Consider the following 14,850-nt stretch of genomic DNA (forward strand, 5'->3'; position numbering starts at 1 on the left):
TTAACGGGCAGTCCAACCACCATCTAAGGTCAGTGTAGTGCCGGTCATTTGATCGGCTGAATCCGTACACAAGAATACAGCAGCGCCCGCTAATTGCTCTGGCGTCACAAACTGCAAAGAAGGCTGCTTTTCGGCTAACAGTGCTTTAGCGGCTGTTTCTATATCGGTTTGATTCGCTTTCGCTAAAGCTTCAATTTGTTTTTCCACCAATGGCGTACGTACCCAACCAGGGCAAATCGCATTACACGTAATGCCTTTACCAGCGTTTTCCAACGCAATCACTTTGCTTAGCCCCACCACACCATGTTTCGCCGCCACGTAGGCTGATTTGTGTACAGACGCGACTAACCCATGTGCCGACGCAATGTTAATAATGCGCCCCCAGCCCTTGGCTTGCATCGCAGGCAAAGCGGCCGCACTGGTATGAAATACGGCAGATAGGTTCAACGCAATAATGGCATCCCAGCGCTCGACAGGAAACTCTTCAACGGAATCTGTATGCTGAATACCCGCGTTGTTCACCAGAATATCCACGCTGCCCATCTGCTCTTGCGCCTGGCTGATCAGCTCACGCGCGCCTTCGGCTGTACTTAAGTCCGCTGGCAAATAAATCGCTTTAACATCGCTTTGCAGCTCTATATTGATGCGCAGCTTTTCAATCTCCGCCTTATCACCAAATCCATTTAGCACTATGTTGGCACCTTGTGCCGCCAGCCCTTGCGCTATCGCCAACCCTATACCGCTAGTTGACCCCGTCACTACAGCCGTTCTTCCACTTAACATATGTGCTCCTTTAACCGTTCAAAATCCTATACACATCCCAGAATTCTACACACAAATGCTTGCCTACTGTTTTACGCTGCTAAAAACCGTAAGCACTAACCACTAGCGGCGTGCGCGCTACGCAGTCCTTAACCTTAGCGCCCACCTCATCGCTTACAAGTAGCCAAATAATAAAAACCCTGCTAGAATTCTTTTCTTGTCTTAGGATACCAGCGGGCAGGTGGCAGAGTGGTCGAATGCGCCGGACTCGAAATTCGGTATACGTGCAAACGTATCGTGAGTTCGAATCTCACCCTGCCCGCCAAGACATTGCTGTACTAAAAAACACCCCAAAATCGATATTGTCGACTTTGGGGTGTTTTTTATTGTGTAGTCCCTATTGCGGATCTAGTTAGCCTTAGCAAACAACAAGCGCAGCCCCAGCCCAACAAAAATCCCACCTGCCAATCTATCCAGCCATACACCAGCACGCGGTCGTCTTGTTAGCCACTGCCCTACACTGCCCGCAAAAAAGCCCAGTGTCACAAATAACACCGCAGCCTGCACGGTAAAGATCACACCTAGCACAGCCATCTGTGCGCTGACACTGCCTTGTTGTGGCTGTACAAATTGCGGCAAAAATGCCAGAAAGAACATTACCACTTTAGGATTAATGGCATTGGCCACCAATCCCTTCAGAAATAGCTTTCGCATAGAAAGCTGTACCTCAGTGCGCAGGGCCTGTGCTTGCCCATTACTGCGCAACGCTTGAATACCCAGCCACACCAAATACATACCACCCGCAATTTTGAGTACGGTAAAAGCCGTAGGAGATGCCATGACCAATGCACTAACGCCCAACACTGCCAAGACAGTATGACTCAAGCACCCTAAGGCGCAGCCCAAGCCAAACACCATGCCGTAGCGGCGTCCTTTAGACATTCCCATGCCCAGCACCATTAAATTATCAGGGCCAGGAGATGCCGTCACCGCTACTGCTGTTAATAAGAACGCCCAGAATTGGTCTACAGAAATAGGCATGAGCATCGTTTAGTCGCCATAAAAATCATGAAAAAGTGTGCTGACATCACTGTAAAGATACTCCTGCTGGCTGTCTAGCCACCTTGGTTTAGGGCTTATTTTCCTCTATTTACGAGGATAAAAACTCCCTACTCTGACGCTACAGGCTGTTTCAATACGTGTAAAATGACGAATAAGCTCAATATTGCAGCGGTTGGTAAGGTAAATAGGCCTTCCTCGTGTCTGAGCTCTTTTTAGTGGCTAATGGAATAATTACTTCATGAAAAAAGAAACCATCGTAATCGGTGCTGGCATGGTGGGTACCTCCATCGCTTGGCATTTGAACCAACGAGGCCATACCGTAACATTGGTAGACCGTAAAGCTCCTGGTGAAGAAACCTCTTACGGTAATGCTGGGCTGATTCAACGCGAAGCGATTTACCCGCATAGTTTTCCTCGCGAGCTTTCCGAAATTCTGCGTATTCTGCCTAATCAAAGTACAGATATTCGTTACCGTCCCGGCGCGATGCTGCACTATGCCAGCCCGCTGATGCAATATTGGAAAAATTCAGCGCCCGAGCGCTTCGGCCAAATCGTCAAAGAGTGGGCCACTCTCATTGAACACTGCACCACAGAACATGAACGTATGTTTACGGCAGCAGGCGCGAGCGACCTAGTCCGTAAAGTGGGTTGGATTCAAACACACCGCAGCCACAAAAGTTGGCAAGAAGGTTTGCATGCGGCTGAAAAAGCCACCCACCATGGTGTGGAGTTTAAGTCACTAGATAAAGCAGCCCTGCAAGAGGCCGAACCCAGCTTAAACGTTTCTGTGTACGCCGGTGCTATTCATTGGCTTAACTCGTGGCAAGTTGTAAACCCTAGTGGGCTAGTCAAAGCCTACGCCAAGAACTTTGCGGATAATGGCGGTACGCTGCAACAAAGCGAAATTCAAGCCATACGCAAAGAAGGTGATGAATGGGTAGTGTCTACATCAGACGGTACCTTACGCGCTGCTAACTTGGTGGTAGCCGCAGGCCCATGGTCTGCCGAGTTGCTGAAACCTTTAGGCTATGACTTCCCCCTCTTCCCATTACGTGGCCATCACCGCCACTACAAATTGGCAGAAGGTGCCGTACTGAACCACAGCGTCATCGATAACGATAAAGGCTTTGTACTAGGCCCTATGCAAGCTGGCGTGCGTTTAACTACTGGTGCCGAGTTTGCACTGATGACCGACCCAGTGCGTACAGACCAAATTACTGAAGACGAAAAACTGGCACGAGAAATCATGCCAGCCTTGCGTGAGGGCATAGAACCACAACCATGGTTTGGTTCCAGACCTTGCATGCCTGACATGAAACCCGTGATTGGTGCAGCCCATGCCCACCAACAACTGTGGTTGGCCTTTGGTCATGCCCACCAAGGTTTCACCTTAGGGCCTGCAACCGGTAGATTAATGGCCGAAATGATGGAAGGCGATACGCCTTATATCAATCCTCAGCCGTTCCGATCAGACCGATTTGCGTAAGATCAAACACTGCCACACTAAAAAAGACCCGCTCCCTGCGGGTCTTTTTTTATCTAGGGTAAACCTGTATTTTCTTCATACATATCAGGTATATAGTAGTTTTAAAGGTGCTGTAAAACACTGATCAGTCCATGCCTATACCTTACTTCTGATAGGAGGTTGTCATGTATATCCGCTCTCTACAATGGTCGATGGATATCAACGGTGATGGGAAATTCAGCATGTGGGAAATGTGGGAAACTGTACGATGGGCTTTCCAGCTTCCTGGCAATCTGCTCTTAGAAGCCATTGGCCAATTTCCTGCCCTTGCGACGCTTTTACATGTGCAAGCATCGGCCAGTACAGGTTATTCCAGTTTAAATACCGTACCCACAAAGGCTATTACGCTACTGTTCTGGATTTGCCTATTCTTATGGCTAGTATCGCGCGGCAATAAGCCTGCAGCCACAGCCAAACCGCGTACCTTACTACTACCCTTACCCAAAGACTATCCAGTCACCATCAAATAAGTAGACACATAAAAAAACCAGGCATTGCCTGGTTCTTTTATGTCATACGATGTACTTACGCTGTAGCCATTACTTCTTGACCACCCAAATAAGGGCGCAATACTTCTGGCACTAGCAAGGAGCCATCTTCTTGCTGGTAATTTTCCAGAACAGCAACCAATGCACGACCTACAGCCAAACCAGAACCGTTTAACGTGTGCACGTATTCAGGTCTACCTTTATCAGCACGGAAACGGGCTTGCAAGCGACGGGCTTGGAAGGCTTCGCAGTTAGAAACAGAAGAGATCTCGCGCCATGTGTTTTGTGCTGGCAACCATACTTCTAAGTCATAGGTTTTAGCCGCCGAAAAGCCCATATCGCCTGTGCACAGTGACACTACACGGTATGCCAAGCCCAGACGTTGCAAAATGCTTTCTGCATGGCCGCGCATGGCTTCCAACGCCTCGTACGAGTGATCAGGATGCACTACTTGCACCATTTCCACTTTATCAAACTGGTGCTGGCGAATAATGCCACGCATGTCTCTACCACCACTACCGGCTTCAGAACGGAAGCAAGGTGTGTGTGCTGTCATTTTCAATGGTAAATCTTGCTCAGGCAGAATTTCATCGCGCACCGTGCCGGTTAGTGTGATTTCAGAAGTGGAAATCAAGTACAGGTCTTCAGCGGTATTTTCTTCGCCTTCCTCGTCTTGGCCACCTTTAGTCACCCAGAACATGTCTTCTTTGAACTTAGGCAATTGGCCTGTGCCGTACAACGTAGAGCTGTTCACGATGTAGGGTGTGTAGCACTCAGTGTAACCGTGCTCTTGAGTTTGTACATCTAGCATGAACTGAGCCAGCGCACGGTGCAAACGGGCAATATTGCCACGCAGCATCATAAAACGTGCACCCGACAGTTTACGAGCAGACTCAAAATCCAAACCGATGCGCTCACCGATTTCTACGTGATCTTTAGCAGGGAAAGCAAAAGGCGCAGGAATTGCATCAGGCGCACTATTACCTGGCACCCAACGACTAACTTCTACGTTTTGCTCTTCAGACTCACCCACAGGCACACTGCTGTGGGGAGTGTTAGGAATACTTTCCAACCAACCGGTTAGCTCGGACTGTACTGCAGATAACTGCTGCTCTAACTCTTGTAAGCGCTGAGGAATCTGCTTGGACTCTTCCATCACCGCAGACGCATCTTCACCTTTGGCTTTAAGCTGACCAATTTGTTTAGCCAACGCATTTCGTCTGGCCTGCAAAGTCTCTGTTTCCACCTGTACAGACTTACGCTTGGCTTCCAAGTCGTTAAAACGTTCTGTATCAAAGGCTACACCACGCGTTGCCAAAGCAGCGACAACAGCGGGGAGATCTTTACGTAGTAAGGTGATATCTAGCATGGGTGAAGAAGTACCATTAAAAATTCGTTGGCTACATTGTAGCGAATTTATTTGTGTTTTTTCTGACGTGCTTCGGCATCCCAGCTTTTCAACTGGGCCAGTTTTTGACCAATCTTAATTTCCAACCCCCTATCGGTAGGCTGATAAAAGCGCGCTTGCATACCATCAGGGAAGTAACGCTCCCCCGCAGCATAGCCATTAGGCTCATCGTGTGCGTAACGATACTGATTACCATGACCCAATTCTTTCATGAGCTTAGTGGGTGCATTACGTAGATGCATGGGTACTGGTGCACTACCTTTATCCATCACAAAGCGACGCGCTTGGTTATAAGCCATGTAACCAGCATTGCTTTTAGGGGCTATGGCCAAATACAACAACGCCTGCGCTAAGGCTAACTCACCTTCAGGTGAGCCCAAGCGTTCATAGGTCGCTGCGGCATCGTTGGCAATTTGCATGGCTCGTGGGTCGGCTAAGCCTATGTCTTCCCACGCGATACGTACGATGCGACGCGATAAGTATTTAGGGTCTACACCGCCATCCAACATGCGGCAAAACCAATACAGCGATGCATCGGGGTCTGAGCCTCGCACTGATTTATGCAAGGCACTGATTTGATCGTAAAAGGCATCACCGCCTTTATCGAAACGTCGCAAGTTTTGCGACATAGCGGTTTCTAGCCATTCCTCGTCGACGGCTAAACGCCCTGCTCCATTAGCAGACTCTGCCACCACTTCCATCGTATTCAATAAGCGTCTGGCATCACCATCTGCCCATGTACACAATTGTCCTCGGGCGGCTTCAGTAAAGCTCAGTTGCCCACCGTAGCGCTCCTCTTCGTTCAACACGATGAGTGCTCTATCGAACAACGACTGTAAGTCTTCCAGCGCTAAGGACTGCAGCACATACACGCGAGCTCGCGACAACAAGGCTGAGTTCACTTCAAAGGAGGGGTTTTCTGTGGTGGCGCCAATAAAGGTAAAGAGGCCACTTTCCACATACGGCAGGAAAGCATCTTGCTGTGATTTATTAAAGCGGTGTACCTCGTCCACAAACAAAATGGTACGCCTACCTTGTGCTTGTGCCACTTGCGCTTTGGTGACGGCTTCACGTATGTCTTTAACACCGCCCAATACAGCAGAAATTGCTAAAAACTGGGCATCAAAGCCTTGCGCCATCATGCGTGCCAAGGTGGTTTTCCCCACCCCTGGCGGCCCCCAGAAAATCATGGAGTGCGGCCTGCCAGACTCAAAGGCCACACGTAATGGTTTGCCTGGCCCTACCAAATCTTGCTGCCCTGCAACCTGATCTAAGGTGTTAGGGCGCATGCGCTCCGCTAACGGTGCGTACACGCTAGGGACAGCGCCCTCTGCGCCTTTAGAAGAAAATAAATCTGTGCTCATACGCCTTTTACTGCATCACGGCATACGTACCAGATCTACCCCTTCTGGTACGACAAAATGAAAACGCTCAGCAGCAATGCTCTCTTGCGGCTGCAAGGCTCGTAAGCTGATACGTGTAGTTTGGCCAAAGGTGTCACGCAGCTCTAGCGCGGTAGGTAGATTATCTTTAAACCCAATGTCTACATACTCAAAACCCGCATCTGATGTGCGTGGTTGAGCACGCAACCACTGCATACCATCACGATCAGGTAAATCTGTTAGGTTAAACGCATCGTCAATACGACGAGAACCAAACAAGATGGCGGCAGGCGATGTACCGATGGCTTCATCTACCCCGCGTTGAGTAACTTGCATTAAATCGGGGTCGTACTGATACACAAACTGCCCATCAGACAATACCAACTGCTCGTAAGGGCGCAACACTTCCCAGCGAAACTGGCCTTGCCTATGAAAGGCAAACTCACCCTGCTGAGCGGCTTGCGCCTCACCTTGAGCACTAAATACTTGTTGCGTGAACTCACCGGTTGCGGCTTGCACGTTTTTCACAAACGAACGTAGCTGTATGCTGGCGTCTTCGGCCCACGCCAACGCGCTGGCGCTGCTGAGTACCGCTGCCACTACCAAAGACTTAATTCTCATCGTCATCTGCTGCGACTCCTGCCGGCGCTAATATTTCACGATTACCATTGGGTTGCATGGCTGACACCACACCGGCCATTTCCATTTGCTCTAACAGTCGTGCCGCACGGTTATACCCAATACGTAAATGACGCTGAACCGACGAAATGGACGCCCTGCGATTTTTCAACACAATGGCCACCGCCTGATCATACAGGGGATCAGACTCGGCATCGACCATGCCCGTAATGGCATTCACACCATCGCCTGTTTCACCCGGCTGTATGCCATCCAAAATACCATCTTCGTAATTAGGTTCGCCGCCATGTTCTTTCAGATGATCCACCACACGGTGAACTTCATCATCATGCACAAACGCACCGTGCACGCGTACTGGCAACCCTGTGCCCGGTGGCATGTACAACATATCACCCTGACCCAATAAGGTTTCTGCACCCATCTGATCCAAAATGGTGCGTGAGTCTACGCGCGACGACACTTGGAAGGAAATACGGGTAGGAATATTGGCTTTAATTAAGCCCGTAATCACATCCACACTGGGGCGCTGTGTAGCCAAAATCAAATGAATCCCTGCCGCACGCGCTTTTTGTGCCAAGCGAGCAATCAGCTCTTCGATTTTCTTGCCCGCCACCATCATCAAGTCGGCCAGCTCATCAATTACCACCACAATAAATGGCAAGGTACTTAATGGCTCAGGAGCGTCGGAGGTTAACGAGAAGGGGTTAGGGATAACTTCGTCTTTCTTTTGTGCCTCACGTATCTTGGCGTTAAAACCTGCTAAGTTACGTACACCTAATTTACTCATTAGACGGTAGCGACGTTCCATTTCGTTCACGCACCAGTTCAGTGCATTAGCGGCCTGGCGCATGTCTGTCACTACGGGCGCTAACAAATGAGGAATGCCTTCGTATACGCTCATCTCTAGCATTTTGGGGTCAATCAGTATCAGTTTGACCTCATCCGCCGTTGCCTTATACAGCAAGGACAGAATCATGGCGTTAATCCCGACGGACTTCCCTGACCCAGTAGTACCTGCCACCAATAGGTGCGGCATCCTCGCTAAATCGGCAACCACTGGGTTACCTGCAATGTCTTTACCCAGCACCATCGTGAGCAACGATGCACTGTTGTGATAGGTTTGCGAGCCAATAATCTCTTCTAAACGCACCATTTGGCGCTTAGGGTTTGGCAGTTCTAAGCCCATCAGATTTTTACCGGGGATAGTTTCTACCACACGGATATTGACCAAGCTTAATGACCTAGCCAAGTCTTTGCCTAGGTTCACGATCTGGCTACCTTTTACCCCAGTTGCTGGCTCAATCTCGTAGCGCGTAATGACTGGCCCTGACTGTGCACTCACTACTGTCACGGTCACACCAAAGTCAGAGAGCTTTTTCTCGATTAAGCGCGATGTGTACTCTAAGGTTTCAGCCGATACGGTTTCTTGGTTTTCATCTGCTGGATCTAACAAACTCACTTCAGGTAGTACGCCATCACCCGAGCTTTGTCCTGTAGCTTTAGGCACCGGTGCCACAAAGAGTTTTTGTTGTTTCTCTTGCTGTACGCGTTCGGACTTAGGTACCGAAGTAATAGCGGGCTCAATACGCACTGGTGTATCGTGCACCAGTTTTTCTTGCTTAGTGGCAACGGACTCTTTGCGTTCGGCGCTTTTCACTTCGCCCATACGGCGGTCCTCACGTGCAGACTTAAACTCCAGCACACGCGTGAAGATTTTTTCTACCAACCAGCCTACTTTCTCGGCCACATGCAGCCACGAGAAACCCAAGAACAAGCTGGAACCCACCAAAATAGCCCCCAATAGCAACAACGTTGTACCGGGGCTACCTAAGGTCACCACTAGGAAATTCGCGAGCATTTGGCCTATAGGGCCGCCTGCATCCGCAGGTAGTTGAGCAATTTCGCCCCATGCTTGGAAGTGCATGGCTTCAAACGCCATACTGCCTAACAACAATAGCGTAAAGCCTACGCCCACTTCCCAACGCACACGGGGTAGTGATTCAGGAGCCTTCACCTGTTGCGGCATCATCATGTGCGTCAATCGGTAAAACGCCACACCAATGCGCTGTGCTAACAACACCACCCATAGCCACGCACTAAACCCAAATAGGTAGTACAAGCCATCGGCCACGTTTGCACCAAAGGTACCGCCTTTGTTTTGGATGATGCCAGCGTGAACAGACTGTGACCAACCTGGGTCTAGCGGGCTCCATGTAGCCAGCACTAAACCTAACCAAGCGGCCAATAAGACAAAAACAATCCAACGCGCTTCACGCGCTAACGAAGTCAACCTCAACTGTAATGCTGAGGGACCATTTCGTACGTTTTTGGATGATCGAGTAGAGGATGCGGGTAATCTTGCCATGGACTCATTATAATTGGCTGGTTATTGATTTTCTGGAATTTCTGTCATGTCGACTGTCAAACATGCAAAAGTGCTCATTTTAGGCTCTGGTCCTGCTGGTTACACCGCTGCTATTTATGCAGCTCGTGCCAACCTGAACCCTGTGTTAATTACAGGTATGGAACAAGGCGGCCAACTGATGACCACCACTGATGTGGAAAACTGGCCTGCTGATGCCGCTGGCGTTCAAGGCCCCGATTTGATGGCCCGATTCCAGCAGCATGCTGAACGTTTCGAAACCGAAATGGTATTCGATCAAATCACCTCTGTAGACTTAAGCAAACGCCCCTTCACTTTGAATGGTGACAGTGGTGCAGTGTACACCTGCGACGCCCTGATCATTAGCACTGGTGCCTCCGCCATGTACTTGGGCCTAGAATCCGAACAAGCCTTTATGGGCCGTGGGGTTTCTGGCTGCGCGACCTGCGATGGTTTCTTCTACAAAAACCAAGACGTCATCGTAGTGGGTGGCGGAAACACTGCCGTAGAAGAGGCTCTGTACTTGTCTAACATCTGCAAAACCGTGACCGTTGTTCACCGTCGTGACACCTTCCGTGCAGAGCCTATCCTAACGGATAGACTGATGGAGCGTGTGAAAAATGGCAACATCCGCCTGAAGCTCTTCAGCACACTGGAAGAAGTACTGGGTGATAACACTGGCGTCACTGGCGTGAAACTGCGCAACACCCAAACGGGTGATACCGAAACCCTAGATGTAATGGGTGCCTTTATTGCCATTGGTCACCACCCTAACACCGAGATTTTCAAAGGCCAAATCGACATGGAAAATGGCTATATCCGCACCCGTATGGGCCACGGCGGTATGGCAACCATGACATCCATTCCCGGCGTATTTGCGGCGGGTGACGTACAAGACGATGTATACCGTCAAGCCATTACTAGCGCAGGTGCTGGATGTATGGCGGCTTTAGATGCTCAGCGTTGGCTGGAGAATGAAGGCCAGTAAAAAGCCGGCAGGTGGGCTGGCAGCATTACGTGCATTGCGTCAACAACAGAAAGCAGGCTCTAGCGCCAAAGCGCAAGAACCTGCTCTCACGCCGGATGCTGCCCCCGGTACCTTCTCGGCCTTACTTCATACTGCCCACCCTTCTGAGGCGGGATTAACGGCTGCTGATCAAGCTCTGTTTAAACATGAAACCCGCCATGACATCCCTCTAAAAGCCACTGAGCGCTATCAGCTAAGCCCATTACCTACGGCTATTGATAAGGCGCAACAGCAGCAACGCTTGCAACATGCTACTGGCCCGGACCTACTGCCCACCCTACCTCTACTGACATCGGACCACTATGTGCCAGCCTGGTTAGAGTCAGACCCGTGCGAGTACTCCAGCCCCGCCTGTGGCACTGACGTCTTACGCTACTTAAAGCAAGGTCGCTGGATGATTATGGCGAACTTAGATTTGCATGGCGCACGTCTGGATGAGGCTAGACTACTGGTCAATGAGTTTATACAAGACTGTTTGGACCACCATCTAAAATGCATACGTATCGTACACGGAGTAGGCTACGGGTCTAGCAATAAAGAAGGCCCAATTTTGCTGCCCGTTGTACGTCGTTGGTTAAGCCAAATGCAGGACGTGTTGGCCTATGTAGAGTGCAGTCCCAGAGAGGGCGGCAAAGGTGCTGTAAAAGTTTTACTACGCACACGACGCAATTAAGCAAAAAGGCCAGTGGGTTATTCCACTGGCCTTTTTGCGTTTTCTAGTTTTTATAGATACTGCTTTATTAAAATACCACCTGAGTGGTTGCCCTTTTTTTGGGCTGCTTTGGTCTCCTCACCTGCATGAAGTGTATTGTGCATGAGTTTATGACCTAAAGCACTTAGGGAATGCACTGATAGGAAGGGTCAGAAAATCACTTTCCTACCCTGAAACAGCTCGTTGCAATGACGTCGCTGCAAAATTCTGATTCACATACGACACCGCAAATAGCAGCGGGTCTGCCACTACACCACGTTGCTTGGCCCAACCACTGTATTTTTCCCACACTTTCAACACATCAGCCTGTTGCACCATAGACCAGGTGTTTTTTTGCTGCATATCGTAAAGCACAGGTAATCCAATGACTTGCCCACTGGCTTGCACAATGATGTGGTGTACATGCTGCTCCAAATAGCAAATGAGCCGTGCGTGTTCTGATGATGGATTCACTACAGCCCTCCTGATATGGCACTACACAACACTACGATTAGTCTCTTGTATTCTATGCAGTAAATAAGACGCTTTCTTTACAACCATGCAGGGTTTTCCACATACAACCAAAGTCGCCTATTACCAAATAAAGTCTCGTTCTATATTGGACGCCATAGAACGCAATAAAGCGTCAAACTTGGCGACCTAGCCAAGGTAGATGTACAAACATCCATCCATTAGGAGACAAGTATGGCATCACCCAATGATGTTGTATCGGCGGTGTTGCAGCATCCTGCCTATCAGGAACTGCTGCGACGGAGGACTCGCTTAAGCTTTATATTTTTCTTCATCACCTTGGTCATTTATGCTGGTTTCATTCTGACTCTGGCTTTTGATCCCACGTTATTTGGCTCGCCTGTAGGTTCCCTCACTATCTCTATCGGCATTATGACCGCCATTTTTGTGGCCATCAGTGCGGTAGTGCTGATTTCTATCTACGTCTACATTTCCAACAAGATATTTGATCCATTGTTGGCAAAAATCGTGAGGGATGTAACATGAAGAAAAACGTACTTCCCATCGCTTTGATGCTCAGTTTGCTGAGCACCCCCGTCATGGCAGCCCAAGGTGCGACCAGCACCTCTGCCATCGTCATGTTCCTAATCTTTATCGCCGGGACCATGGTCATCACATGGTGGGCGGCTAAACGTACACGTACAACATCTGACTTCTACACGGCTGGTGGTGGCCTAACTGGTTTCCAAAACGGCTTGGCAATTGCTGGTGACTACCTATCCGCAGCGTCCTTCTTGGGTATTGCCGGTATGGTGTATGTGTCCGGCTTTGACGGCATTATTTACGCCATTGGCTTCTTGTTCGGCTGGCCTGTAGTGATGTTCTTAGTCGCTGAACGTCTACGTAACTTAGGTCGCTACAACTTCGCCGACGTCACGTCATTCCGTTTGGCCCAAACCCCTATGCGTGTTCTGGCTGCTAGCGCATCACTGCTGATTATTGCGCTGTACCTAATCGCTCAGATGGTAGGTGCAGGTAAGCTGATCGTGCTGTTGTTTGGCTTGGACTACAACGTTGCCGTCGTGATCGTAGGTGGTCTGATGATGATTTACGTAGCCTTTGGCGGCATGACAGCCACCACTTGGGTACAGATCATTAAAGCCGTACTGATGCTATTTGGTGCCACGCTGATGGTAATTTTGGTACTGGCAGCCTTTAGCTGGGACATCGACTCCATCTTGGCTCGTGCGGTGGAAGTTCACCCTGACGGTGCGAAAATTTTGGCTCCTGGTTCACAAGTCAGTAGCAACCCACTTAACGCACTTTCCTTGGGTATTGCGTTAGCCTTCGGTACTGCAGGCTTGCCCCACATCCTAATGCGTTTCTTTACCGTAGCCGATGCCAAAGAAGCTCGTAAATCGGTAATTTACGCCAGCAGCTTTATTGGCTACTTCTACCTGCTGACCTTCATTATTGGTTTTGGTGCTATCGCTCTGTTGTGGCAACACCCTGAGTACTTCCACACCGGCCCTGACGGTAAGTTCAACATGCTAACCAACCTAATTGGTGGTACCAACATGGTGGCGGTGCACTTGGCGAATGCTGTGGGTGGCAACCTTCTGCTGGGCTTCTTGGCTGCTGTAACCTTCGCGACGATTGTGGCGGTGGTAGCCGGTTTGGCACTGGCTGGTGCAGCGGCAATTTCGCACGACTTGTACGCTAACGTGATTGCTAAAGGCCGTGCTACAGAACGCGACCAAATGCGTATCTCTCGTATTTCAACCATTGTGTTGGGTGTGCTCGCCATCTTGCTGGGTATTATTTTCGAAAACCAAAACGTAGCCTTTATGGTGGGCTTGGCTTTCGCGATTGCAGCAAGTGCTAACTTCCCTGTGCTGGTACTGTCCATTTCATGGCGTGGTTGTACGACACGGGGCGCAACCATCGGTGGCTTCTTGGGTCTGATCGTCGCCACTGGCTGGGTGGTACTCAGTTCAACAGTATGGGTAGATGTGTTTGGCTTCGCCACACCTATTACCCCCTTCCCTAACCCAGGTATTCTGTCTATCCCATTGGCATTCTTAGCGATCTGGTTCTTCTCTATCACCGATACTAGCGAACGTGCCAAAACAGAGAAAGCGGCATTTGATGCACTGACTGTACGCAGTCAAACCGGTATTGGTGCCTCAGCTGCATCCCAGCACTAAGTCCTAAAGCAGGCATTGTGCACTGTCAAGCAGGGTACTTCGGTACCCTGCTTTTTTCTGTAAATCTGTTATCTTTAGTTATGCACAATACCTCAACTTCCTTATGGCAGCACACTGGTATGAACGAACTACTCATTGCTGATGATCACCCCCTGTTCCGCGAAGCTCTACGTGGCGTCGTGGCTAACCTGTTTCCTGGCACTACCATTCACGAAGCAGATCGTATTTCAGCCCTTTACGAATTGGTTGAACACACACCAGACGCCGACCTTCTGCTGTTGGATTTAAATATCCCAGGAGCTATAGGCTTTAGTGCTTTAGTGCATTTACGGGCGAACTATCCCTCACTACCCATTGTCGTTGTGTCTGCGCATGAAGACCCTCACTTGATACGTCGCGCGTTGGATCATGGTGCGATGGGCTACATCCCCAAATCTGTGGATACCAGCACACTTAGCGAGGCTCTACGCGAAATTCTAAATGGTGGCACATGGGCCCCAGAGTTAGGCCACGCTATACCCGGTATAGATGCCGATGAAAAACACGCCGCCGCCCAACTGCGTGAGCTCACCCCACAACAGTTCCGCGTTTTACAAATGGTGGGCACGGGGCAACTGAACAAACAAATCGCGCACGAACTGGGTGTTTCCGAAGCCACCATTAAAGCGCACATGACGGCAATATTGCGCAAACTAGGAGCATCAAACAGAACACAAGCTGTGCTCATCGCCAACAAATTAGGGCTACAAGAAAAAGAGCAGGTCTTAGTAGACGAATAAACGGCGCATAAGCTATGCACCTATGC

Annotated in this window: 14 protein-coding genes and 1 tRNA gene; 8 read left to right on the forward strand and 7 right to left on the reverse strand. The window is 49.7% G+C overall.

Annotated features, from left to right (window positions below; translation table 11 throughout):
* On the reverse strand, nucleotides 1-783 hold the full coding sequence (locus GY634_RS14400; protein WP_166409427.1) for a 3-hydroxybutyrate dehydrogenase: 783 nt from the start codon (nucleotides 781-783) through the stop codon (nucleotides 1-3).
* A gap of 214 nt (nucleotides 784-997) precedes the next feature.
* Between GY634_RS14400 and GY634_RS14405 the strand changes: the two genes are divergently transcribed.
* Nucleotides 998-1,087, forward strand: a tRNA-Ser gene (locus GY634_RS14405).
* A gap of 83 nt (nucleotides 1,088-1,170) precedes the next feature.
* Here GY634_RS14405 and GY634_RS14410 read toward each other — a convergent pair.
* Nucleotides 1,171-1,803 (reverse strand): LysE family translocator, encoded by a 633-nt coding sequence (locus tag GY634_RS14410; protein WP_166409428.1) that lies wholly within the window; start codon nucleotides 1,801-1,803, stop codon nucleotides 1,171-1,173.
* Between the two features lie 259 nt (nucleotides 1,804-2,062).
* Here GY634_RS14410 and GY634_RS14415 point away from each other — a divergent pair, with 259 nt between their 5' ends.
* Together GY634_RS14415 and GY634_RS14420 are read left to right on the forward strand one after the other, a co-directional pair.
* Entirely contained in the window at nucleotides 2,063-3,310 is a 1,248-nt protein-coding gene (locus GY634_RS14415; RefSeq protein WP_166409429.1) for an NAD(P)/FAD-dependent oxidoreductase, read from the forward strand.
* Nucleotides 3,311-3,474: 164 nt separating this feature from the next.
* On the forward strand, nucleotides 3,475-3,819 hold the full coding sequence (locus GY634_RS14420; RefSeq protein WP_166409430.1) for a hypothetical protein: 345 nt from the start codon (nucleotides 3,475-3,477) through the stop codon (nucleotides 3,817-3,819).
* Between the two features lie 55 nt (nucleotides 3,820-3,874).
* Here the strand turns inward: GY634_RS14420 and serS are convergent, their stop codons facing one another.
* The 4 genes from serS to GY634_RS14440 are packed head-to-tail and all read right to left on the reverse strand — an operon-like array spanning nucleotide 3,875 to nucleotide 9,631.
* Nucleotides 3,875-5,206: a serine--tRNA ligase gene (gene serS, locus GY634_RS14425; RefSeq protein WP_166409431.1), complete on the reverse strand. Its 1,332-nt coding sequence runs from the start codon at nucleotides 5,204-5,206 to the stop codon at nucleotides 3,875-3,877.
* 47 nt (nucleotides 5,207-5,253) lie between these two features.
* Nucleotides 5,254-6,609, reverse strand: coding sequence for a replication-associated recombination protein A (locus tag GY634_RS14430; RefSeq protein WP_166409432.1), 1,356 nt, complete (start codon nucleotides 6,607-6,609; stop codon nucleotides 5,254-5,256).
* A gap of 15 nt (nucleotides 6,610-6,624) precedes the next feature.
* Complete coding sequence (lolA, locus tag GY634_RS14435; protein WP_341352831.1) at nucleotides 6,625-7,248, reverse strand: outer membrane lipoprotein periplasmic chaperone LolA; 624 nt, start codon at nucleotides 7,246-7,248, stop codon at nucleotides 6,625-6,627.
* Nucleotides 7,238-9,631 (reverse strand): DNA translocase FtsK, encoded by a 2,394-nt coding sequence (locus GY634_RS14440; RefSeq protein WP_166409434.1) that lies wholly within the window; start codon nucleotides 9,629-9,631, stop codon nucleotides 7,238-7,240. Before GY634_RS14440 ends, lolA begins: the two co-directional genes overlap by 11 nt.
* Before the next feature lie 46 nt (nucleotides 9,632-9,677).
* On the opposite strand from GY634_RS14440, the gene trxB reads away from it, so the two are divergent.
* Both trxB and GY634_RS14450 read left to right on the forward strand, forming a co-directional pair.
* Nucleotides 9,678-10,637: a thioredoxin-disulfide reductase gene (gene trxB / locus GY634_RS14445; protein WP_166409435.1), complete on the forward strand. Its 960-nt coding sequence runs from the start codon at nucleotides 9,678-9,680 to the stop codon at nucleotides 10,635-10,637.
* The gene (locus tag GY634_RS14450; protein ID WP_166409436.1) at nucleotides 10,624-11,349 is read left to right on the forward strand and encodes a Smr/MutS family protein; all 726 of its coding nucleotides are present in this window, start codon (nucleotides 10,624-10,626) and stop codon (nucleotides 11,347-11,349) included. Before trxB ends, GY634_RS14450 begins: the two co-directional genes overlap by 14 nt.
* 204 nt (nucleotides 11,350-11,553) lie before the next feature.
* Here the strand turns inward: GY634_RS14450 and GY634_RS14455 are convergent, their stop codons facing one another.
* Complete coding sequence (locus GY634_RS14455) at nucleotides 11,554-11,841, reverse strand: hypothetical protein (protein ID WP_166409437.1); 288 nt, start codon at nucleotides 11,839-11,841, stop codon at nucleotides 11,554-11,556.
* A 231-nt stretch (nucleotides 11,842-12,072) separates the two neighbouring features.
* Between GY634_RS14455 and GY634_RS14460 the strand changes: the two genes are divergently transcribed.
* From GY634_RS14460 to GY634_RS14470, 3 genes are all read left to right on the forward strand, one after another.
* On the forward strand, nucleotides 12,073-12,384 hold the full coding sequence (locus tag GY634_RS14460) for a DUF485 domain-containing protein (RefSeq protein WP_166409438.1): 312 nt from the start codon (nucleotides 12,073-12,075) through the stop codon (nucleotides 12,382-12,384).
* A complete protein-coding gene (locus GY634_RS14465; protein ID WP_166409439.1) occupies nucleotides 12,381-14,045 on the forward strand; it encodes a cation acetate symporter in 1,665 nt (554 codons plus the stop codon). Before GY634_RS14460 ends, GY634_RS14465 begins: the two co-directional genes overlap by 4 nt.
* Before the next feature lie 119 nt (nucleotides 14,046-14,164).
* Nucleotides 14,165-14,824: a response regulator transcription factor gene (locus GY634_RS14470; protein WP_166409440.1), complete on the forward strand. Its 660-nt coding sequence runs from the start codon at nucleotides 14,165-14,167 to the stop codon at nucleotides 14,822-14,824.
* Nucleotides 14,825-14,850: the final 26 nt, after the last annotated feature.

The organism is Paenalcaligenes suwonensis (assembly GCF_011290505.1).
Classification (GTDB): Bacteria; Pseudomonadota; Gammaproteobacteria; order Burkholderiales; family Burkholderiaceae_B; genus Paenalcaligenes; species Paenalcaligenes suwonensis.

Coding starts and splice junctions, on each gene's coding strand:
- GY634_RS14400 (WP_166409427.1), bottom strand. CDS start 783: ATGTTAAGTGGAAGAACGGCTGTAGTGACGGGGTCAACTAGCGGTATA.
- GY634_RS14410 (WP_166409428.1), bottom strand. CDS start 1,803: ATGCCTATTTCTGTAGACCAATTCTGGGCGTTCTTATTAACAGCAGTA.
- GY634_RS14415 (WP_166409429.1), top strand. CDS start 2,063: ATGAAAAAAGAAACCATCGTAATCGGTGCTGGCATGGTGGGTACCTCC.
- GY634_RS14420 (WP_166409430.1), top strand. CDS start 3,475: ATGTATATCCGCTCTCTACAATGGTCGATGGATATCAACGGTGATGGG.
- serS (WP_166409431.1), bottom strand. CDS start 5,206: ATGCTAGATATCACCTTACTACGTAAAGATCTCCCCGCTGTTGTCGCT.
- GY634_RS14430 (WP_166409432.1), bottom strand. CDS start 6,609: ATGAGCACAGATTTATTTTCTTCTAAAGGCGCAGAGGGCGCTGTCCCT.
- lolA (WP_341352831.1), bottom strand. CDS start 7,248: ATGAGAATTAAGTCTTTGGTAGTGGCAGCGGTACTCAGCAGCGCCAGC.
- GY634_RS14440 (WP_166409434.1), bottom strand. CDS start 9,631: ATGGCAAGATTACCCGCATCCTCTACTCGATCATCCAAAAACGTACGA.
- trxB (WP_166409435.1), top strand. CDS start 9,678: ATGTCGACTGTCAAACATGCAAAAGTGCTCATTTTAGGCTCTGGTCCT.
- GY634_RS14450 (WP_166409436.1), top strand. CDS start 10,624: ATGAAGGCCAGTAAAAAGCCGGCAGGTGGGCTGGCAGCATTACGTGCA.
- GY634_RS14460 (WP_166409438.1), top strand. CDS start 12,073: ATGGCATCACCCAATGATGTTGTATCGGCGGTGTTGCAGCATCCTGCC.
- GY634_RS14465 (WP_166409439.1), top strand. CDS start 12,381: ATGAAGAAAAACGTACTTCCCATCGCTTTGATGCTCAGTTTGCTGAGC.
- GY634_RS14470 (WP_166409440.1), top strand. CDS start 14,165: ATGAACGAACTACTCATTGCTGATGATCACCCCCTGTTCCGCGAAGCT.